At 62.9% G+C, this 18,569-nt stretch carries 20 protein-coding genes; 10 read left to right on the forward strand and 10 right to left on the reverse strand.

Annotated elements, in window-relative coordinates:
• Positions 1–60: 60 nt before the first annotated feature.
• A complete protein-coding gene (gene cysS, locus NKH38_RS28710; RefSeq protein WP_352764015.1) occupies positions 61–1,494 on the reverse strand; it encodes a cysteine--tRNA ligase in 1,434 nt (477 codons plus the stop codon).
• 391 nt (positions 1,495–1,885) lie between these two features.
• On the opposite strand from cysS, the gene NKH38_RS28715 reads away from it, so the two are divergent.
• The gene (locus NKH38_RS28715) at positions 1,886–2,041 is read left to right on the forward strand and encodes a hypothetical protein (RefSeq protein WP_023673568.1); all 156 of its coding nucleotides are present in this window, start codon (positions 1,886–1,888) and stop codon (positions 2,039–2,041) included.
• Positions 2,042–2,177: 136 nt separating this feature from the next.
• Here the strand turns inward: NKH38_RS28715 and NKH38_RS28720 are convergent, their stop codons facing one another.
• Positions 2,178–2,936, reverse strand: coding sequence for an SOS response-associated peptidase (locus tag NKH38_RS28720; protein WP_352764013.1), 759 nt, complete (start codon positions 2,934–2,936; stop codon positions 2,178–2,180).
• A 123-nt stretch (positions 2,937–3,059) separates the two neighbouring features.
• Between NKH38_RS28720 and NKH38_RS28725 the strand changes: the two genes are divergently transcribed.
• The 4 genes from NKH38_RS28725 to NKH38_RS28740 all read left to right on the forward strand — a co-directional run bounded on the left by NKH38_RS28725 (position 3,060) and on the right by NKH38_RS28740 (position 5,408).
• A complete protein-coding gene (locus NKH38_RS28725) occupies positions 3,060–3,467 on the forward strand; it encodes an NUDIX hydrolase (RefSeq protein WP_031239471.1) in 408 nt (135 codons plus the stop codon).
• 67 nt (positions 3,468–3,534) lie between these two features.
• Positions 3,535–3,912, forward strand: a complete 378-nt coding sequence (locus NKH38_RS28730; RefSeq protein WP_023731433.1) for a TIGR02301 family protein — start codon at positions 3,535–3,537, stop codon at positions 3,910–3,912.
• A gap of 328 nt (positions 3,913–4,240) precedes the next feature.
• Positions 4,241–4,498, forward strand: coding sequence for a hypothetical protein (locus NKH38_RS28735; RefSeq protein WP_023673564.1), 258 nt, complete (start codon positions 4,241–4,243; stop codon positions 4,496–4,498).
• 106 nt (positions 4,499–4,604) lie between these two features.
• Positions 4,605–5,408, forward strand: coding sequence for a hypothetical protein (locus tag NKH38_RS28740; protein ID WP_023692874.1), 804 nt, complete (start codon positions 4,605–4,607; stop codon positions 5,406–5,408).
• A gap of 21 nt (positions 5,409–5,429) precedes the next feature.
• On the opposite strand, the gene NKH38_RS28745 is transcribed toward NKH38_RS28740, so the two are convergent.
• The 3 genes from NKH38_RS28745 to NKH38_RS28755 all read right to left on the reverse strand — a co-directional run bounded on the left by NKH38_RS28745 (position 5,430) and on the right by NKH38_RS28755 (position 7,840).
• Positions 5,430–6,164, reverse strand: a complete 735-nt coding sequence (locus tag NKH38_RS28745) for a nucleotidyl transferase AbiEii/AbiGii toxin family protein (RefSeq protein ID WP_023731432.1) — start codon at positions 6,162–6,164, stop codon at positions 5,430–5,432.
• A gap of 62 nt (positions 6,165–6,226) precedes the next feature.
• On the reverse strand, positions 6,227–6,454 hold the full coding sequence (locus NKH38_RS28750; RefSeq protein ID WP_031239468.1) for a hypothetical protein: 228 nt from the start codon (positions 6,452–6,454) through the stop codon (positions 6,227–6,229).
• A 54-nt stretch (positions 6,455–6,508) separates the two neighbouring features.
• Positions 6,509–7,840 (reverse strand): dihydroorotase, encoded by a 1,332-nt coding sequence (locus NKH38_RS28755; protein ID WP_352764010.1) that lies wholly within the window; start codon positions 7,838–7,840, stop codon positions 6,509–6,511.
• Positions 7,841–7,922: 82 nt separating this feature from the next.
• Between NKH38_RS28755 and ygfZ the strand changes: the two genes are divergently transcribed.
• The 3 genes from ygfZ (at position 7,923) to NKH38_RS28770 (ending at position 11,621) form a co-directional block, all read left to right on the forward strand.
• Complete coding sequence (gene ygfZ, locus NKH38_RS28760) at positions 7,923–8,783, forward strand: CAF17-like 4Fe-4S cluster assembly/insertion protein YgfZ (protein ID WP_023824158.1); 861 nt, start codon at positions 7,923–7,925, stop codon at positions 8,781–8,783.
• Positions 8,783–9,421 (forward strand): HD domain-containing protein, encoded by a 639-nt coding sequence (locus tag NKH38_RS28765; RefSeq protein WP_352764008.1) that lies wholly within the window; start codon positions 8,783–8,785, stop codon positions 9,419–9,421. The genes ygfZ and NKH38_RS28765 overlap by 1 nt, the downstream gene beginning before the upstream one ends.
• Before the next feature lie 67 nt (positions 9,422–9,488).
• A complete protein-coding gene (locus NKH38_RS28770) occupies positions 9,489–11,621 on the forward strand; it encodes a putative bifunctional diguanylate cyclase/phosphodiesterase (protein ID WP_352764006.1) in 2,133 nt (710 codons plus the stop codon).
• On the opposite strand, the gene NKH38_RS28775 is transcribed toward NKH38_RS28770, so the two are convergent.
• Entirely contained in the window at positions 11,590–12,438 is an 849-nt protein-coding gene (locus NKH38_RS28775; RefSeq protein ID WP_352764004.1) for an AraC family transcriptional regulator, read from the reverse strand. The two genes, NKH38_RS28770 and NKH38_RS28775, sit on opposite strands and share 32 nt — an antisense overlap.
• Before the next feature lie 91 nt (positions 12,439–12,529).
• Here NKH38_RS28775 and NKH38_RS28780 point away from each other — a divergent pair, with 91 nt between their 5' ends.
• Entirely contained in the window at positions 12,530–13,696 is a 1,167-nt protein-coding gene (locus NKH38_RS28780) for an amidohydrolase (protein ID WP_352764002.1), read from the forward strand.
• Positions 13,697–13,708: 12 nt separating this feature from the next.
• Here the strand turns inward: NKH38_RS28780 and NKH38_RS28785 are convergent, their stop codons facing one another.
• Complete coding sequence (locus NKH38_RS28785) at positions 13,709–14,626, reverse strand: fatty acid desaturase family protein (protein WP_352764046.1); 918 nt, start codon at positions 14,624–14,626, stop codon at positions 13,709–13,711.
• An 85-nt stretch (positions 14,627–14,711) separates the two neighbouring features.
• On the opposite strand from NKH38_RS28785, the gene NKH38_RS28790 reads away from it, so the two are divergent.
• The gene (locus NKH38_RS28790; RefSeq protein WP_352764000.1) at positions 14,712–15,611 is read left to right on the forward strand and encodes a LysR substrate-binding domain-containing protein; all 900 of its coding nucleotides are present in this window, start codon (positions 14,712–14,714) and stop codon (positions 15,609–15,611) included.
• A gap of 13 nt (positions 15,612–15,624) precedes the next feature.
• Here the strand turns inward: NKH38_RS28790 and NKH38_RS28795 are convergent, their stop codons facing one another.
• The 3 genes from NKH38_RS28795 to NKH38_RS28805 are packed head-to-tail and all read right to left on the reverse strand — an operon-like array spanning position 15,625 to position 18,502.
• A complete protein-coding gene (locus tag NKH38_RS28795; RefSeq protein WP_023670254.1) occupies positions 15,625–15,897 on the reverse strand; it encodes a DUF3303 domain-containing protein in 273 nt (90 codons plus the stop codon).
• A gap of 38 nt (positions 15,898–15,935) precedes the next feature.
• Positions 15,936–17,399, reverse strand: a complete 1,464-nt coding sequence (locus NKH38_RS28800) for a RimK family ATP-grasp domain-containing protein (protein WP_023692866.1) — start codon at positions 17,397–17,399, stop codon at positions 15,936–15,938.
• Positions 17,400–17,404: 5 nt separating this feature from the next.
• On the reverse strand, positions 17,405–18,502 hold the full coding sequence (locus NKH38_RS28805; protein ID WP_023692865.1) for a peptidase C39 family protein: 1,098 nt from the start codon (positions 18,500–18,502) through the stop codon (positions 17,405–17,407).
• Positions 18,503–18,569: the final 67 nt, after the last annotated feature.

Below are 18,569 nucleotides of genomic sequence, written 5' to 3' on the forward strand. Positions count from 1 at the left end.
GGGGGAGATTGGCTGTCGCTGCCGCCTTCGCCAATCTTACAACGGTGTCTCGCGCCACCCTCACCGCTTCACCTCCCACGTCGTCACGCGTTCGTTGGTGACAGGATCCTTGCCGTCCTTCAGCTGCACGCCTTGCTCCAGAAGCTCGTCGCGGATGCGGTCAGCTTCGGCCCAGTTTTTGGCGGCGATGAACTCCAGGCGCTGCGCGATCGACTTGGCAACGCTGTCCTCATCCACGGCGGCCGCGCCGATATCGAAGCCGAGGAACAACAGCGATGCCTTCAGCGATGCGGCCGCTTCGTTGCCCTCCGCGGCCTCACCGGCAAGCTGCGTGAGCTGCTGGAAGGCGGCATAGGTGGCGAGGTCGTCAGACAGCGCCGCCACAACCTCCGCCGGAACTTGCCCTGCCGACGGGGAGAGATCGGCGGCGCGCTTCCATTTGCGCAGCGTATTCTCGGCTTCCTCCAGCTTGCGCACGGAGAAATCGATCGGCTCGCGGTAATGCGTCATCAGCATCGCCAGACGCAGCACCTCGCCCGGCCATTTGCGGCCGCCGAAGGTCTCGGTCTCCAGCAGTTCGGCGATCGCGTAGAAATTGCCGACGCTCTTCGACATTTTCTGGCCCTCGACCTGCAGGAAGCCGTTGTGCATCCAGACATTGGCCATGACGTCGGTGCCGTGGGCGCAACGCGACTGGGCGATCTCGTTCTCATGGTGCGGGAAGATCAAATCGAGGCCGCCGCCATGGATGTCGAAGACATCGCCGAGATAGGCGGCCGACATGGCCGAGCATTCGATGTGCCAGCCCGGCCGGCCCCTGCCCCATGGGCTGTCCCAGCCGGGCTCCTCCGGTGACGACAATTTCCACAGCACGAAATCGCCCGGGTTCTTCTTGTGAGCGTCGACGGCAATTCGCGCACCGGCCTGCTGTTCGTCGAGATTGCGCTTCGACAGCTCGCCATAATCCGGCATCGAGGCGGTGTCGAACAGCACTTCGCCGGCGGCGACATAGGCGTGGCCGCGTTCGATCAAACGTTCGATGAGGGTGATCATGTCAACCTTGCCGTCGGCGCGGCGCGCGACGAACTCGGTGGCGCGCGGCTCGACCGTCGGCGGCAAGCAGCCGAGTGCGGCGACATCCTTGTGGTACTGGTCGGCGGTTTTTTCGGTGACGCGGCGGATTGCCTCGTTGAGCGTCAGGTTTCCCGACGCGATCTCGGCGCCGAAATCGCGCAGCGCGCGGGCGTTTATCTTGTCGTCGACATCTGTGATGTTGCGCACATACGTGACACCAGCCTCGCCGTAGAGGTGACGCAGCAAACGGAACAGCACGTCGAAGACGATCGCCGGACGCGCATTGCCGATATGGGCAAAGTCGTAGACGGTCGGACCGCAGACATACATGCGCACATTCGACGGGTCGATGGGGACGAACACGTCCTTCGTCCGCGTTAGCGTGTTGTAGAGGCTGAGACCCTTCGATGCGTCAGACATGCGTGCCCTTCCGGTCCGTTAAGTTCTGGAGAGAGCCTTACCTGTGCCAAGGCACAAATCGGGCTCCAGCCTGCTGGCCGGGGCGTTTGTCCACTCTGGGGAAAGATGAGGCGAAAACGTCCGGACCAGCGCGAAGCTAGCCAATAATGCAAATGCCACAAATGGCGAAAAACGTTTTCATCGGCGGCTTTATCGCCTTGGCCGGTGTTGCCGTCAAGTCGCAACTTCCGGCAAAAGCGTCGCTGGTTCATAGGTCAGGAGCCGCTGAAACATTTTATTAAACATGTCGGCACAGTCATGAAACATTCGCCGGCTAGTTCACCATAGGTCACGATTCGGTCAGATTCGGCCGGCAAACGCAGACACGGAAATGTTACCAGGGAAGAGATCGATGTCACGAACCAAGCAGGAATCGAGCCGCGCCAAGCAACCGGCGCTCGCCAACCACTACCGTGCGATCGGCCCGGCCGCGATCGTCGCCGCCCTTCTCCATACCGCGAAGAATAAAAAGCCGGCGCCGAAAATCACTTCGCCCCGCGCTGCCTGAACAGGCATCGTGCCGCCGCCGACAAGGCGTGCGCCGGAACGGAAGGCTGAGGCCCCATAGCGCGCCTGAAAACAGCAGCTCTTCCTATTGAGCAGGTTCTTCCCGAAGACCGGACATGGCTTCTTGGGAGCGCGCTCTAAAACAGCGTCATCTGACTGTCGTCCGCGCCGGGCTTCTGGCGCCTGACCTTGCCGGGCTCGACGATGCCCATGTCCTGTATCTCCGGCCCGGTGTTGGCGACCTTGTTGACGAGGTCGGAGACCGGAATTGCCTCGAAGAAAACGGGCAGCGCGGGCTTGAGCAGGTCGGCCACATCGCGCGGTTCGAGCGTGCGGCAGTCCAGCCAGCGGGCAAAATCTTCAGGCGCGATCACCACCGGCATCCGGTCATGGATATGGGCGATGCCGGCATTGGCGTTGACGGTAAGAATAGCGCCGGTGTCCATTTCCGAACCGCCCGGCTCGGCATAGGTTTCAATCAGCCCGGCAAAGGCGATCAACCCGCCATGCCGCGGCCGTATCCAGTAGGGCTGGCCCTTCTTGCCGCTGCCGGATTGCTGCCACTCATAGAAGCCGGAGGCCGGCACCAAGGCACGGCGATGGCGCATGGCGGCTTTGAACGAGGCTTTTTCAATAGCGCCTTCCGAACGCGCGTTGATGAGCAGCGGAAATTCCCTGGTGTCCTTGACCCAGGTGGGGATCAGCCCCCAGCGCACCAGCATCGCCTGGCGATCCGGGAAATTCGAGCCCGGCATGCGCGGCGGCCCCGACAACGCCATCAGCACCGGCTGCGTCGGCGCGATGTTGTAGCGGGCCGGAAAATCCTCCAGCTCCGCCAGGCCGAGCAAGGCGGCGGTCTGGTCGGGCGTCGCGGTCAGGGCAAAGCGTCCGCACATTGGCAAGCTCGATGAATTGATCCGATCGCGAACGTGGCGATGGAACCGGCGCTGCGCAACCGCTAAAGCTGCTCGCTGCCAGCCGGTCCACAGGGTGGGCCTCACATAAGCGAATCGATATCGATGAACGAGCAGCGCAAGATACTTCCCGCAGTCTCGGTCGCCGTCGTGCGCGGCAGGACGGTGCTGCTGGTCAAACGGGCGCGGCCGCCGTCGCAGGGGCTTTATGCCTTTCCCGGCGGCAAGGTCGAGCCCGACGAGACGCTGCAAGAAGCAGCAGTGCGCGAATTGCTGGAGGAAACCGGGCTGCGGGCGCAGGACTATCGTCCGCTTCGCGACATCCACATCGACGGCAGCGGCGAGAATCACCCGGTCGACTATCTGCTGACCGTGTTCGGCGCCGTTTATGCCGGCGGCGAAGCGACGGCCAGCGACGATGCCGAGACCGCCGCCTTCTATAGTCTTGATGAAATGGCGACGCTGCCGCTCGCGGGTGACGTCATGGAGGTGGCTGAAGAGCTTTTGGCCTGAAGCAGGCCCATATCTGCCGCTCCGAGAATCGCCTTGCAGGCGACAAAATGTTTCGTCAGATAGACTTATGACCCGCACCTCGCTGTTCCTTACCGCATGCATCGCCACCGCCACGGCTTTTGCCGTGCAGCCGGCGCTGGCCGCCGAGTCGCCGTTCGAGCCCGGGCTGATGCGACTGGCCGAGGTGCTGGGGTCGCTGCATTTCCTGCGCAATCTGTGCGGCGAAAAGGGCGACCAGTGGCGCACCGAGATGGAAAAGCTGATCGATTCGGAAAATCCCGATCCGGAGCGGCGTGCCCGCTTCATCGCCAGCTTCAACCGCGGTTACCGTTCCTTCGGCGGCACCTATACCCAATGCACGCCGTCAGCGACCGAAGCCATCAGCCGCTACATGAAGGAAGGCGAGACGCTGTCGCGCGACATCGCCTCGCGTTACGGCAACTGACGAGCGCCAGACGGCGTTTAGCGAACGCCTTTTCGAGCACCCGCCTTGTATCCACGGCACGTTGATGCAATCTTGGTGTTGCACTTGCGCAACAGTATTAACGAAACGTTAGCGCGCGAATGCGGAATTAACTCAAACTGAAGGTTTTCATCCCGCTCACCGGTCTAATCGGCTAAGTTTGAATCGGACCGAACGCAGGCGACGAAGTTTGTAAAGACGATCAAAAAAATGTCGTATTTACAGATACTTACTTAGCCTGCGTGAGATAGGGGCAGCCCAAGCCGGATCCGACCCGTCGGACCGCCGCTTGAAAAGGTGGACATCGCAAATGGAACATGGCGTCAACGACATCGACGCGCTGGTCAGGGAAGAAAAGCGCCTGACCGCGGTGGAAAGCCATAGCGAGGCCTGGGCGGAAGGTCTGTCGGCCGGCATAGAACCTGAAATCATCGCCGAGGCAGCGCTTGAAACCGCGTTCGGCGAGATGCTGCGAGCCAATGGCGAAACCTCGGCCCTTGCCCTGCTCGATCGCATGCGTGAAAAGGTGATCGCCGGCGCCTTCGAGCCGGAGCGGTTTCGGCACTAGGCGTCGCGCGTCTCAGAGGGTGCATCGCCAGCTTACCGGTTCTTTGACGACGGCGCGCCGTTTGGGCATCATGCCTGAACAGCCTAGGCCCAAGGAGAGGCAAGCGGTGAATTTTTCGATGTCAGGCCGGCCTCGCGGCGTGGTCCTCAGCATCTGGCTTGCCGCCTCTTGCGCCGCGGTTCCGCTGGCGCTTGTCCTGACCAGCAACCCTGCCTATGCGCTGAGCGAGATCAAGCGCGAGGAGCTTCCAGCTCCTGCCGGGCCACCAGCCAATGGTGAGACGGCGCCGTCTGAAAATTCAGTGCCAATGCCCGATCTGCCCGGCACGGCGCCACCGGCCGCCAGCCAGCCGAAATCGCCCACGGAGCCCGGACAAAGCCAACCGGAAGCCCCCGCCAACGATGGCGGCGTGGCCAACCCGCGTGCCGATCCAGAAGCGCCGGTGCCCGAAGTCGTCTATGACCTTTCCAAATTGCCCGAGCCCGTCAGGCGCATGCGCGATCTGATGGTCGAGGCCTGCGTCAGCGGCGACATCGAGAAGCTGCGGCCGCTGATCGGCAAGGGCGACACCATGACCCAATTGTCGCTGGGCGAAATCGAGGGCGACCCGATCGCCTTCCTGAAAGGGCTATCGGGCGACAAGGAAGGTCAGGAAATCCTCGCCATCCTGGAAGAGGTGCTCAATGCCGGCTATGTCCATGTAGACGTCGGCACACCGCAGGAACTCTATGTCTGGCCGTATTTCTTCGCCCTGCCGCTGGACAAGCTCAACGCCAGGCAGCGGGTCGAACTGTTCAAGATCGTCACCGCCGGCGACTATGACGACATGAAGCAGTTCGGAGCCTACATCTTCTACCGCGTCGGCATTACGCCCACCGGGCAGTGGACGTTTTTCGTCGCCGGGGATTGAGTTTCTGCAACGCCCTTACGGCTATTGACCAGGGCTGGAAAGCTCCGGGGCAATACCCGTGTCAGGCCAGATGCGGACGCCTTCACATCGAAGGGCCGAAATCGCTTCGACCGCCGCGTTGGGATCCATTTGCAGCACCTCGGCGGCATGCCGCAATTCTTCCTTGTCCCGCAGCCTGTTTACCACCCAAGCCACCTTGCGCTCGATATCCACGCCATAGGCCACCTTCGCCTTGCCAACAGCGTCGCTCGGAATTTCCTTATAGATGCCAACCAGCACTCCAAGATCGATGGCATCGCGATATGCAATTGCACGGTCCTGACATCGATCCGCGTTCGCCAGCAACTTCTCGGCAAACATATCCGCCGGGACCAGGGCGGATACATTCAGATCGTCGTCGAAATGGCCTCGCAGTTTTATGCGGCCTTCGCGGATGACTTCAAACTTGATCGTTTGGCCTTTCAACCGCACGATCGTCCGCAAGCCATATTGATCGATCTGGAAGTCCCGAACAGCCTCGACCGGCTCAGGAAAGAATGCTCTGACGCCACGTTCGGCTGCGGAGGTCCGCAATTCGCGATAGGCATCGCTGTCGGCACACAGGAAATCCACATCCAGTGAGCGGCGATATTCCCCGAATTTCATGACGATCGCAGTGCCACCGCCGAACCAGCACTGGTTTGCGGTCAGGAAATGGCGATCCATCAATCCGAGCGCTTCGGCAATGATCTGGTGCTCGGGCCTCTTGAATTCCATCATGACGCTCGCGGTGTGTCCTGTTGATATTCCGGCTGCGAGGAACGATCAGGTGAGGGAAATCAGCCGGCGGTCAAGAGCACGCCGTGACCGAATTTGTCTGCCAAACCTTGGATAAGCAGCTTCTCACGCACAGTAAGACGCTTTTGATCGACAAACCGCCAATTACGCTCATACAGCGCAAATGCCTCTTCGGCCGGAATCGGGCGTGCCGCATCGCGGTTCCAGGCGAGCGCCTGGAGCTCCGGAAACTCCGCAGGGACAATCATGGGCGCGATATCTGCGTTCATAATGCCCTTAACGTAGTGGATAGCGCTTAAAAAATCCAACGCAGCAAGAAACCGCTAAGCCGGCAGCGCCTCGGAAAACTCCACCGGCCTGCCCTGTCCTGGCGTGACGATCTCGCCGTCCCACATCACGCGACGACCGCGCACGATCGTGCCGACCGGCCAGCCGGTGACTTCCTTGCCGTCATAGGGCGTCCAGCCGGCCCTGGAGCCGGCCTGCGCATTGGTGATGGTTTCGCGGCGCTGGAGGTCGACAATGGTGAAATCGGCGTCATAGCCTGCGGCGATACGGCCTTTCCGGGCCATGCCGAAGATGCGCTGTGGGCCATGGCTGGAGAGGTCGACGAAGCGCTGCAGGGTCAGCCGGCCTGAATTGACGTGGTCGAGCATGATCGGCACCAGCGTCTGCACCCCGGTCATCCCCGACGGTGAGGCCGGATAGGGCTTTGCCTTTTCGGCCAGCGTGTGGGGGGCGTGGTCGGAGCCAAGCACATCGACGATGCCTTGCGCAATGCCGTGCCAGACGCCGTCGCGATGGCGGGCCGCGCGAACCGGCGGATTCATCTGGATCAGCGTGCCCAGCCGCGCATAGTCGTCGGCGGTGAGCGTCAAATGGTGCGGCGTCGCCTCGCAGGTGGCGACATCCTTGTGCTGTTCGAGGAACACGATCTCTTCGGCAGTGGAGATGTGCAGGACATGGATGCGGGCGCGGGTGCTGCGCGCGATGCGCACCAGCCGCTCGGTGCAGCGCAAGGCCGCGATCTCGTCGCGCCAGACGGGGTGTGAGGACGGGTCGCCCTCGACGCGCAAGCCGAGGCGCTCGCGCAGCCGGAACTCGTCCTCCGAGTGAAAGGCGGCGCGGCGGCGGGTGTTGCGCAGGATCGATGCGACACCCTCGTCGTCCTCGACCAGCAGGTCGCCGGTGGACGAGCCCATGAACACCTTTATCCCGGCAGCACCCGGCAGCCGCTCGAGCTCACCGACATCATTGGCATCCTCGCGTGTGCCGCCAACCCAGAAGGCGAAGTCGCAATGCATCCGGCTGGTGGCGCGGCGCACCTTGTCGGCAAGCGCCGCCTCGCTGGTGGTCAGCGGATTGGTGTTGGGCATTTCGAAGACGGCGGTGACCCCGCCCAGAACAGCGGCGCGAGATCCACTCTCGAGATCTTCCTTGTGCTCCAGCCCCGGCTCGCGAAAATGCACCTGGCTGTCAACGACGCCGGGCAGGACGTGCAGCCCGCGACAGTCGATCGCTTCGCCGGCCGAAGCTTGGCGAAGATCGCCCATTGCGACGATGCGACCACCCTTGACGCCGACATCGCGCGCGCCCTCGCCATCATGGTTGACCACCGTGCCGCCTGTCAGGATGAGGTCGTAGGTGGTGGCCATGGGCGTTCGGTCTCTTGCGGGGGGAGTATCGTCGGCTTACGTAAAGGCCGACCGTTTTGCAAGATCAGGTTCTTTGCCGCCCATGCCTTTTGCCCTGCTCAAAGACCGCGCTCTCATTTCTGTGTCAGGCCCGGATGCCGAGCATTTTTTGCAGAACATCCTCACCACCGACCTCGACACGCTGGGCGCCGGTGCGGCAAAACCCGGTGCGCTGCTTTCGCCGCAAGGCAAGATCCTGTTTGATTTCCTGATCTCGCGTAGCGGCGAGGACGGATTCCGGCTGGATTGCCGTGCCGACGTCGCAGACGACTTCCTGCGCCGGCTGATGCTTTACAAGCTGCGCGCCAAGGCCGAGATCGCCAAGCAGGATCAAGTGCTTGTGACGGTTGCGTGGGGCGATGATTCAAGCGCCTCACCTTCTGATTCAACGACACTTGCCGATGCCCGCTTCCGCGATGTGGTTGTGAGCCGTTCCTATGGCGGCGCATCCCTAGGTGGCGATCCGGCTGCATGGCAGACGCTCCGCATCGCCAACGGCATTGCCGAAAGCGGTCCCGATTATCAGCTCGGCGATGCCTTCCCTCACGACGTGCTGCTCGACGAGACCGGCGGCGTCGGCTTCAAGAAAGGCTGCTATGTCGGCCAGGAAGTGGTCTCGCGCATGCAGCATCGCGGCACCGCCAGGCGGCGCGTGCTGATCGTTTCGGCCGACCGCGCCTTACCCGCGCCCGGCACGGAGCTGACGGTTGCGGGGCGGCCGGTCGGCACGCTCGGCTCGACCGCGGGCACGGCCGGACTCGCCATTGCCCGCATCGACCGGGTCAAGGCGGCGCTCGACGCTGGCCAGCCGGTACTGGCCGGTGATGTCACCGTCTCGCTCGCCATCCCGGCCTGGGCGCAGTTCAGCTTTCCCAGGGAAGCCATCGGCGCGGAGGACGCCTGATGGCCGCCGATCGCGTCGGAGCGCCACCGCGCGCGTGGCAGCGCATGCTGTCGGGACGGCGGCTCGACCTGCTAGATCCCTCGCCGCTCGACATCGAAATCTCCGACATCGCCCACGGGCTTGCCCGCGTCGCCCGCTGGAACGGGCAGACCCGCGGCGATCACGCCTTTTCGGTCGCCCAGCATTCGCTGCTGGTCGAGGCGCTGTTCAGCGAGTTGCAGCCGGACGCCTCGGCCAATACTCAGTTGGCAGCACTGCTGCATGACGCGCCGGAATATGTCATCGGCGACATGATCTCGCCGTTCAAATCGGTAATGGGCGGCTCCTACAAGGAGTGTGAGCTGCGTCTCCAGCGCGCCATCCATCAGCGCTTTTCGCTGCCGCCCGAACTCGGCGTCGGCTTGCGCAAGGAGATCAAGCGCGCCGACCAGATCGCCGCCTATTACGAGGCGACGCTGCTTGCCGGTTTCTCGACCGCGGAAGCAACCGAGTTCTTCGGCCGGCCGCGCGGGTTCAATGCCGACCGCTTCGACTTTAAGCCGCACTCGGTGACCTCGGCGCAAGCTGCCTTCCTCAAACGCTACGCAACGCTTGAAAAGCAACGCCAGGCAACGGTTGCCGTGCATTCGGCGCAGTGAACATACGCTAAATTAACCAGCGGTAACCACAGTACCGGGTTTCGATCACGGTCAGCAGGCACGCCTCATGTCCGTTGCGCACGTCAAGGGTGGTTCGCCCGTCCGCAGACGGGGAGCCGGAGGCGTCGCCGCGCCACGGCAGATCGCCGACGAACTGCGCCACCAGAACGAGCGCTTTTCCGCGGCCGTCGAGAATATGTCGCATGGGCTGTGCATGTTCGACGCCGACGAGCGGATGATCATCTGCAACGGCAACTATATCAGCATCTTCTCCCTCGACGCGAAGATCGTGCGGCCCGGCATCGCGTTCCTGGACATTCTAAAGCACAGCGTCGACATCGGTGTCGCCTCACAGAGCGCCGAAGACCTGTATGCCATCCGCAAGCCCTATATCGAGCGCGCGCAAGCCTCGACCTACGAGGAAATACTGTCGGACGGACGCATCGTTTCCATCACGCACCGGCCGCTGGCCTCAGGCGGCTGGGTGTCGATCTATGAGGACATTACGGAGCAAAGGCGGGCCGAGCAGGAACTGAAGGAGCAGCACCGCCGCTTCGATGCGGCGCTCGCCAACATGTCGCAAGGCCTGTTGATGTACGACGCCGAAGGCACGCTGATCGTGCGCAACCAGCGCTTCCTCGACCTCTACAAGGTCACGCCTGACGACTTCCCGCTCGGCATGAGCCAGCGCGCCCTGCTCGAACAGATGGTGCGACTGCGCATCTATCCGTCGATGGACATCGACGGCGAGATCGCCAACACCAGAGCCAGCCTGCAGGCCGGTGAGGAGCGTTCGACAGACCGCAGCCTTGCCGATGGCCGAACGCTGCTGGTTGCGCGCCGGCCGCTTGCCGGTGGCGGCTGGGTGGCGACCTTCGAAGACATCACCGAGCGCCGGCGCGCCGAAGAGCGCATGAGCCACCTTGCCCATTACGACACGCTGACCGACCTGCCCAACCGCTCGATGTTTCGCGAACGGCTCGACCAGGCGATGGCCGGCGATACACCGTTGGCGATCTTCTCGCTCGACCTCGATCGCTTCAAGGCCGTCAACGACACCTGGGGACACCCGGCCGGTGACTGGCTGCTGAAATGCGTGGCGGAGCGGTTGCGGCACAGCCTGCGCAGTGACACCGATGTGGTCGCCCGCCTCGGTGGCGACGAGTTCGCCATCCTGCAGTTCAATCCCAAAGGCGCCACCGATGCGGAACAACTGGCAAAACGCATCGTCGCTGTCGTCAGCCAGCCGTTTCGCGACAAGGGCCGCGACATGCATGTCTGCATCAGCCTTGGCATCGCGCTGTATCCCGGTGACGGCAAGGACGCCGACACGCTTTTGAAGAACGCCAACATGGCGCTTTACAGCGGCAAGAGCGAAGGCCGCAACGTCTACCGCTTTTTCGAGCCCGGCATGGATGCCTTGGTGCGGGCGCGCCTGGCGCTCGAAACCGATCTCGAGACGGCACTGAAGCGGCGGGAGTTCGTGCTGGAGTTCCAGCCGATCACCAACATCGCGTCGGGCAAGATCGTCGGCGCCGAAGCGTTGATGCGGTGGAATTCACCGACGCGCGGCCTGGTGGCGCCCGACGATTTCATCGCAGCCGCCGAAGACAGCGGGCTGATCGTTCCGCTGGGCGAATGGGCGCTGAAACAGGCCTGCAGCGTGGCCGCCGGCTGGCCGCCTGGAATGCGCATCGCCGTCAATGTCTCGGCAGTGCAGATCAGAAGCGCCGACTTTGCCCGCAGCGTGATTTCGGCGCTGGCCGTTTCCGGCGTGCCGGCCAGCCGGCTCGAACTGGAAATCACCGAGACCGTGCTGATGGATGAGAGCGAGACGGTGCTGAAGACGCTGAGACAGCTGCGCGAACTCGGTATCCGCATCGCGCTCGACGATTTCGGCACCGGCTATTCGTCGCTCGGCTATCTCAGGCGTTTTCCCGTCGACAAGATCAAGATCGACCGCTCCTTCATCCACGATATCGACAACAAGGACACGGCGGCGATCGTGCGCACGATCATCGGGCTTGGTGCCGAACTTGGCATCACTGTCACCGCCGAAGGCGTCGAGACCGAAGCGCAGCTCGACATATTGCGCAAGGCTGGCTGCGTCGAGGCGCAGGGCTTTCTGATCGGCATGCCGTCAAAGGCCGCCGACATGGCTCGACTTCTCAAGACGAGGGCAGCGTCCCGGCGCGCCTGAACATCCCCGGCGTCATTCCATGCGCGGCGCGGAAGGTGCGCGAGAGATGGCTTTGGTCGGAGAAGCCGGCCGCAAAGGCGGCACCGGCGAGATCTGAACCTTGCCGGATCAGCAGATCGGCACGGCGCAGCCTGCGGTCACGGATGAAGGCAGCAGGGGTGAGACCCAGCACTTTCCTGAAATCGCGGATAACTTGAAAGCGCGTCACGCCTGCGGCTTCAGCGAGCCGCTGCAAATCGAGGTCCGAGTTCAGATGGTCTTCGATGACCTGTTCATAGACCCGGAGCCGGCTTTTCGATCCGAAGCTTTCGACCGCCTCGCGCCGCCGGCCGCCCCAATCGCCATGGCGCAGGATGAGCTTGCGCAAGGCGATCAGCATGGATGTTTCGGCGCTGGTGGCATCACCCGATGTCGAAGCCAAGTGCGCGACGCCTACTGCCTGGACGAGATCGGCATCATCGACGATCGCTTGCGAAAACAACGGCGGGCGATCCTGCCCGAGCTCGTCCGCGATCGCACCCATGAGCGAGGCCGACGGATAGAAGGTGCGGTAAGCCCAACCCTGGTCGGCACCCGCCTCGCCGTCATGCCATATCTCCGGATCGACGAGCAGAACCGTGCCCGACGGCGCGAGGACAGTCTCGTTGCCGATGCGGACCCGCTCGCACCCTTGCGTGATCAGGGCGACGACATAGGTCGGGTGCGTGTGCAGCTGGTAGCGATGCCGCGTGAAGCGCGCCTTGAGCATGCCAAGATCGCGAAAGCGCGGATGACGCCAGAACTGCGTCGTCTCCTGAGGCTGTTGAATTCCAGACACGGTCAATCCTGTTCAAGACGCTGCCGGCGCAAAACCTTTACGTGCTGGCATCGACAAGGCCGAATTTAGGATAGCCGGCAAGGAGAGCGCAATGCTGCACAACGACCCCATCGCCGCCCTCACCCCGCAGGTGGTGGAATGGCGGCATCACATCCACGCCAACCCCGAACTCGGTTTCCAAGAGTATGAGACCGTGCGCTTCGTCGCCGACAAGCTGCGCACCTTCGGGCTCGACGAGGTTCATGAAGGCATAGGCGGCACCGGCGTGGTTGGCGTCCTCAGAGGACGGCCAGGCGTGCGCGCCATCGGGCTTCGGGCCGAACTCGATGCCTTGCCCGTGCTGGAGAAGACAGGATTGCCATATGCGTCGAAGAAAGACGGCGTGATGCATGCCTGCGGCCACGACGGGCACATCGCGATGCTGCTCGGCGCCGCCAAGCTGCTCGCCGACAACAGAGCCTTCGACGGCACCGTCTGTTTCATCTTCCAGCCGGCGGAAGAAAATGAAGGCGGCGCCATGCGGATGATCGAGGACGGACTGTTCGAGCGCTTCCCCGTGGAAGCCGTCTACGCCGTCCACAACTGGCCGGGGCTGCCGCTCGGAAAGATCGCGGCCCGTGCCGGGTCGATGATGGCGGCCGTCGACACTTTCGAACTGAACTTTGAGGGGACCGGCGCGCATGCCGCCATGCCGCAGCTAGGCGACGATCCCGTGCTCGCGGCCGGCGCCTTCGTCCAGGCCGTGCAGCGCATCGTCAGCCGTTCGGTAGACCCGCAAATGGCGCTGGTCGTCTCGATCACCCAGATCCATGGCGGCAACGTCGGCAACATCGTGCCAAGCAAGGTCTGGCTGCAGGGGACCTGCCGCTTCTTCGAGCCCGCTTTGTCGGACCATTGCGAAAGGCTGATCGGCGACATCGCGCAAGGCATTGCCTCGGCGCATGCCCTCACCGCCAAGCTCGCCTACAAGAAAGGCTATCCGCCGCTGGTCAACACGTCGGCTGCCACTGACCGGGCCGTCCAGGCGGCAACCGCGGTTGTCGGCCGCGAGCAGGTCGAGACCGCATTCAACCCGAGCCTCGGCTGCGAGGATTTTGCCTACATGGTCCGCGAAGCCGGCGGGTGCTATGCTTGGGTCGGCGCAGGAGCGGTCAGACTGGGCGAAGGGCTGCACGGCGATCGCTATGTCTTCAACGACGCCATCGTCCCCACCGTGCTCCGCTATTTCGTCACGCTCGTTGAGCAGACGCTACGCTGACGGCCGAGCGCCTCAGCGCAAGGTCTCGACGTATTTCTCGTGGAAGCTGACATAGCCGGGTTCGACGACTTTGAGATGGCGCTCGATCAGCTGGTGGAAGGCCGGCAGCTGATGGAAGGGCACGCCGGGATAGGCGTGGTGCTCGGCGTGATACGGCATGTTCCAGGCGACTTTGCGCACCAGCCAGTTGGTCAGCGTGGTGCGGGTGTTTTCCAGCATGTTGGCGACAAGCGGGCAGCGGCCATGCTCGGCCAGCAGATAGAGCCTGAGGAAGGGCTGGCCGAGCAGCGCCGGCACGATCCAGACATAGAGCAGTACACTTGCCTCGAACCACAGGGCTAGCGCGGCGACCACGACATAGAAAGCGATCATGGCGCGGGCTTCAGTGCGCACCTTGGGCAGGCCTTTCGGCGGGACGTAGCTGTCGTGGCAGCCGCCAATCGCGTTGGTGTAGAGTGTCTGCAAATGCCCCCACCACACCGGCAGGCCCGAGACGTGGACGATGTATTGCCGCATCGTCTCCGGTTTCGGGAAGGCGAGTTCCGGATCGTTCTCGGGATCCTGGGTGAAACGGTGATGGCCGAAGTGGAAATAGCGAAACCAGTCGGCGGGCAGCGCGATCGCCAGGCTGCAGACCCTTGCGGCGGCATCGTTGAGCCACTGCGTCTCGAACGCCGTCCTGTGCACCGTCTCATGCAGCAGCGTGAACAGGAAGACGATGAGAATGCCTTGCGGCAACATCAACAGCGGCCAGTACGGCACCTTGGCCGCAATCAGCCCGCCGATAGCCACAATCGCGCCGAGATGGAAGGCGAGTTGGACCAGACCCGGCCCGTCCGACTTGCCGGTCAGGCGGCTGCGCTGCTCATTGGTCAGAGACGCGACGACGTCGCGATGGTCTCTGGGTTCAAACTGGGCCGACACGGTCATGGCGCCAAGATACTCGATAAGAAAGCTTTCGAAAAACGAGGATTTCTGCGACATAGATAAGCTTACCTTACCTATCGGATAGCCCATGACCGCGCTTCCTTCCCTGAGAGGACTTCAAGCCTTCGAGGCGGCGGCGCGCTCGGGGAGTTTCGCCGCAGCGGCGGATGAGCTCTCGATCTCGGCGGCCGCGGTCAGCCAGCTCATTCGCACCGTCGAGGAGCAGATGGGTCGAAAACTGTTCCATCGCGTCAACCGCCGCGTGGTGCTGACGGAAGCCGGCGTCGAGATGCTGCCCCGGCTGACCCTGGCTTTTCGAGAGATCGGCAGCATCGCGCAGGGCAGCGATGCCTTCCGCCCGCGGCTTGTCGTATCGGTGCCGCCGTCCATGGCGATGGGCTGGCTTTCCGAACGCCTCGCCGGCTTTGTCGCCAGCCACGGCGCCGTCGACATATCCCTGCGCGGCGATGACGATCCGGTGCCGTTCGACCGCGAACTGATCGACATCCGGCTGTCCTTCGGCCCGCACTATCGTGAACACCCGACCGAGGAGATCGTCAGGGACGCCGTCTACCCCGTCTGCGCGCCAGAACTCACCGCCAAAACCGACAGCCTCGCCGGCCTGCCACTGATTCACACCGACTGGGGACCGACCGGCGCGTCGTTTCCGTCTTGGCGCACCTGGTTCGAGGCGGCGCGCATAGAGCCCGGCCGCGCAGTGCAGCGCGGCCTGTCGGCGAACTCGTCGCGGGCAGCGCTCGACCTTGCCATTTCAGGGCTGGGCGTGGCGCTGGCGCAAGGCATTTATTGCGCCGGGGCGCTGGAAGACGGCCGTTTGGTCCGGGCGAATGCCCTATCGATCGCGCTGCGTCAGCCATATTGCCTGACGATCCCGGAACGCAGTGCAAGGCGCGACCTGGTGGAGGCGTTTCGCAATTGGCTGATTGAGGAATGCCGGCGGTCGGTGGGTTCGCCGGTGCTCGGCTGATGGACCGAACTGCTCAGAGATGGCCGGCCAGTGCGGCGACCATGTCCTTGTTCGTCGCCACGGGAATGATCTCGAACTCCACCAGGTCAGACCATTCGATGACCCAGCGCTGCAGCAGCGTGACGTCATCGGCCTCGACCAGCAGGAAGCAGCGGCTCATATCAGCCGCGATCCAGGAGTGGTGCACGACAAGCGCGTCCGGCTTCAATCTGCCGCGCTCGCCGAAACGGCGGTAGATCTCCTTGCGGTCGCAGCCGGTGAAATCCTCGATGACGATGAACTGCATTTTTCCCCCTCGGTTGAATTACCGCCCGGGACCGCAAACTAACGCCCGGGACGGTCCAGCCGCTCCAGGAACCATTGCGTCAGCCGCACCCAGACTTCGTCCTTTTCGCCGGAATCCTCCCAGCCATGGTCGAGGTTCGGGTTGTCGTTGACCTCGATGACGAAGACGCCATCCTTGGTTTCCTTGAGATCGACGCCGTAAAGCCCGTCGCCGATGCAGCGCGCCGCCTTCACCGCGGTGTCGACGACATGCGGCGGCGTCTCTTTCAGCGTGAAGGTCTTGATGCCGCCCTGGTCGGGCTTGCCGCTGGCCTTGTGGTTGACGATCTGCCAGTGTTTTTTCGCCATCAGATAATGCACGGCAAACAGCGGCTGCCCACCGAGCACGCCGACGCGCCAGTCATATTCGGTCGGGATGAATTTCTGCGCGATCAGGAGATCGGAATCCTCCAGCCACTCGGTGGCGAGCGTCTTCAGTTCTTCGAAGTTGCCGCATTTCTTGACGCCGCGCGAGAACGATGAATCCGGGATCTTCAGCACCAGCGGAAAGCCCAGCGTCTGCGCCGCCAGTTCGAGGTCCGAGGTGCCGGCTATCATCACCGTCGGCGGCACCGGCACCTTGTTGTAGGCCATCAGTTCGTTGAGATAGACCTTGTTGGTGCAGCGGATCATCGACAGCGGGTCGTCGATCACCGGCATGCCTTCCTGCTGGGCGCGGCGCGCGAAGCGGTAGGTGTGGTTTGAGATCGAGGTGGTCTCGCGGATGAACAGCGCGTCGTAATTGGCGAGCTTGGCCAGGTCCTTCCTGGTGATCGGCTCGATTTCGACGCCCATCTTTTCGGCGATCTTGGCCCAGTAACGCAGCGAGGAAATCTCCGACGGCGGCAGTTCCTCATGCGGATCGACCAGCGTGGCGAAGGTGTAGCGTGCCGGCGTGCGGCCCTTGGTGTCGCGCCACTCGCGGTTGGTGTACGTCTCGAGCGCCTGCACGAAGAGGGCTTCTTCCTCCTCGGCCATCCTGGCCAGCGGCAGGAAGCCGATCTTGCGGATCGAAGCCCATTCGGCGCTGTCCTTGATGTGAACCTCAAGCGCCGGAGCGCGGAACCAGTCGAACAACAGCTTGGCGAAGCGGTCCCAGACCTTCGACGGTCCGATGCCGAAGAAGATGCAGATTTTTTGCGGGAATACGCCACCGAGATCCTTGCGACATTTGTTGAGCGCCAGCTCCAGTTCCGGCAGCGCGTGCTCGTAGAGCTTGCGCTCGGACAGGTCGATCATCGTCTCGACCGTCGGGATGACCTTGTGGCCGCGCGAACCGGCGAGCAGAGAGGCATAATAGCCGCGGCTCTGGTAGGCGTAATTGTTCGACAGGTTGATGACCTTCGGCTGCTGGCCGCGAAACAGCGCCGGATGCGCAAGATAGTCACGGTTGGTGATGATCTTGTGCGGCGTCGCCGCCGGGTCGAGATCGTTCTGACGGCCGGTGAGGATGACCCAGGTCATTGTTATCAGCGTTTCCCAAGAGTGATGGCAGCACGCAGTCCGTCGCGGCCGAATTGCGCCATGTTCATGAAGATGCCGTGCGGCACGGGAATGTTGGCGGCATCGAGGATGGTCTCCTGTCTTTCGTCCTCGACCCAGGGATCGTGGATCAGGATGTGGTCGCCATCGTCGCCGATAGCCAGCACCCAATGCGGCACCTTCTTGCCGAACATCAGGAAGCCGCTGATCAGCACCAGCACCAGTTTTCCCTGAGCCAGGGCGCCGCGGATATCATCGATGGTGAACGGACGGTAATTCACCGGGATGCCGTAAAGTTCCGCGCGGCGGCGAAAGTCCACCTGGGCAAGTTCCATCACCCGGCGCTTGTCGTCGCTGCGCACCGATTGCAAGAACAGCGCGCCATAGAAGGACACGAAGATTTCCGCCGCAAGCCCGCTTTCGTAGCCGGAAACCGCAAGGCCGAAGGGCTCGCAGCCGCCCGGGCCGGACATCATGAACACGGTCGTTGCCTCGCGCCATAGGCGGATTTCCATGACCGGATCGGGCACGAAGCCGGAATCGAAATTGGCCATCGCCATCATCAGGCAGCATGGACCGCAGGTGAACTCGCAGGTCTGCTGGTAGAACGGGACTTTGGTGGCGACCGGAATATCGCCGCGCAAGGTCTTTTCGTAGCGCAGCGCGGTGGCGCCATCCTCGTAATAGTGGGGCTCGCGACCGATCTTGCGGTAGCCGCTCTGCTCATAGATGCCGATGGCGCGAAGATTGTCCTCGCGCACTTCGAGGCGCAACATCATGCGGTCGTGCTCGAAGGCAGCTTCTTCGGCCGCTGCAAGCAGCATGCGGCCAATGCCGCGGCCGCTGAAAAACGGGCTGGTGGCAAGCGAATAGAGCCGGGCGACGCCGCTGCCCTTGCGAAACAGCACGATGGCGTAGCCGGCGACACGGCCATCGCTTTCGGCGACCAGCATCTCGGCTGTCTCGCGTTCGATCAACAGGCGGAAGGAGCGCCGGGAAATGCGGTCACTGGAAAAAACCGCCTTCTCGATGGCGGCGAGGTCATCGACGTCGGACGCGCGGGCCTTGCGAATCTCGGCAGGCATGCGGGTTTGGAAAACCTCGATTGGGTGGAGGAAAAGGCCGCGGTCAAAAACGTCGCAAACATCAGCC

Origin of the sequence: Mesorhizobium sp. M1078, from assembly GCF_040318615.1 — a bacterium.
Classification (GTDB): Bacteria; Pseudomonadota; Alphaproteobacteria; order Rhizobiales; family Rhizobiaceae; genus Mesorhizobium.

Bases quoted from the DNA above. Each gene is read 5' to 3' on its own strand.
- cysS (WP_352764015.1), bottom strand. From the start codon at position 1,494: ATGTCTGACGCATCGAAGGGTCTCAGCCTCTACAACACGCTAACGCGG.
- NKH38_RS28745 (WP_023731432.1), bottom strand. From the start codon at position 6,164: ATGGAATTCAAGAGGCCCGAGCACCAGATCATTGCCGAAGCGCTCGGA.
- NKH38_RS28770 (WP_352764006.1), top strand. From the start codon at position 9,489: ATGTCCGTTGCGCACGTCAAGGGTGGTTCGCCCGTCCGCAGACGGGGA.
- NKH38_RS28805 (WP_023692865.1), bottom strand. From the start codon at position 18,502: ATGCCTGCCGAGATTCGCAAGGCCCGCGCGTCCGACGTCGATGACCTC.
- NKH38_RS28725 (WP_031239471.1), top strand. From the start codon at position 3,060: ATGAACGAGCAGCGCAAGATACTTCCCGCAGTCTCGGTCGCCGTCGTG.
- NKH38_RS28750 (WP_031239468.1), bottom strand. From the start codon at position 6,454: ATGAACGCAGATATCGCGCCCATGATTGTCCCTGCGGAGTTTCCGGAG.
- NKH38_RS28735 (WP_023673564.1), top strand. From the start codon at position 4,241: ATGGAACATGGCGTCAACGACATCGACGCGCTGGTCAGGGAAGAAAAG.
- NKH38_RS28780 (WP_352764002.1), top strand. From the start codon at position 12,530: ATGCTGCACAACGACCCCATCGCCGCCCTCACCCCGCAGGTGGTGGAA.
- NKH38_RS28730 (WP_023731433.1), top strand. From the start codon at position 3,535: ATGACCCGCACCTCGCTGTTCCTTACCGCATGCATCGCCACCGCCACG.
- NKH38_RS28790 (WP_352764000.1), top strand. From the start codon at position 14,712: ATGACCGCGCTTCCTTCCCTGAGAGGACTTCAAGCCTTCGAGGCGGCG.
- NKH38_RS28755 (WP_352764010.1), bottom strand. From the start codon at position 7,840: ATGGCCACCACCTACGACCTCATCCTGACAGGCGGCACGGTGGTCAAC.
- NKH38_RS28765 (WP_352764008.1), top strand. From the start codon at position 8,783: ATGGCCGCCGATCGCGTCGGAGCGCCACCGCGCGCGTGGCAGCGCATG.
- NKH38_RS28795 (WP_023670254.1), bottom strand. From the start codon at position 15,897: ATGCAGTTCATCGTCATCGAGGATTTCACCGGCTGCGACCGCAAGGAG.
- NKH38_RS28720 (WP_352764013.1), bottom strand. From the start codon at position 2,936: ATGTGCGGACGCTTTGCCCTGACCGCGACGCCCGACCAGACCGCCGCC.
- NKH38_RS28800 (WP_023692866.1), bottom strand. From the start codon at position 17,399: ATGACCTGGGTCATCCTCACCGGCCGTCAGAACGATCTCGACCCGGCG.
- ygfZ (WP_023824158.1), top strand. From the start codon at position 7,923: ATGCCTTTTGCCCTGCTCAAAGACCGCGCTCTCATTTCTGTGTCAGGC.
- NKH38_RS28785 (WP_352764046.1), bottom strand. From the start codon at position 14,626: ATGACCGTGTCGGCCCAGTTTGAACCCAGAGACCATCGCGACGTCGTC.
- NKH38_RS28715 (WP_023673568.1), top strand. From the start codon at position 1,886: ATGTCACGAACCAAGCAGGAATCGAGCCGCGCCAAGCAACCGGCGCTC.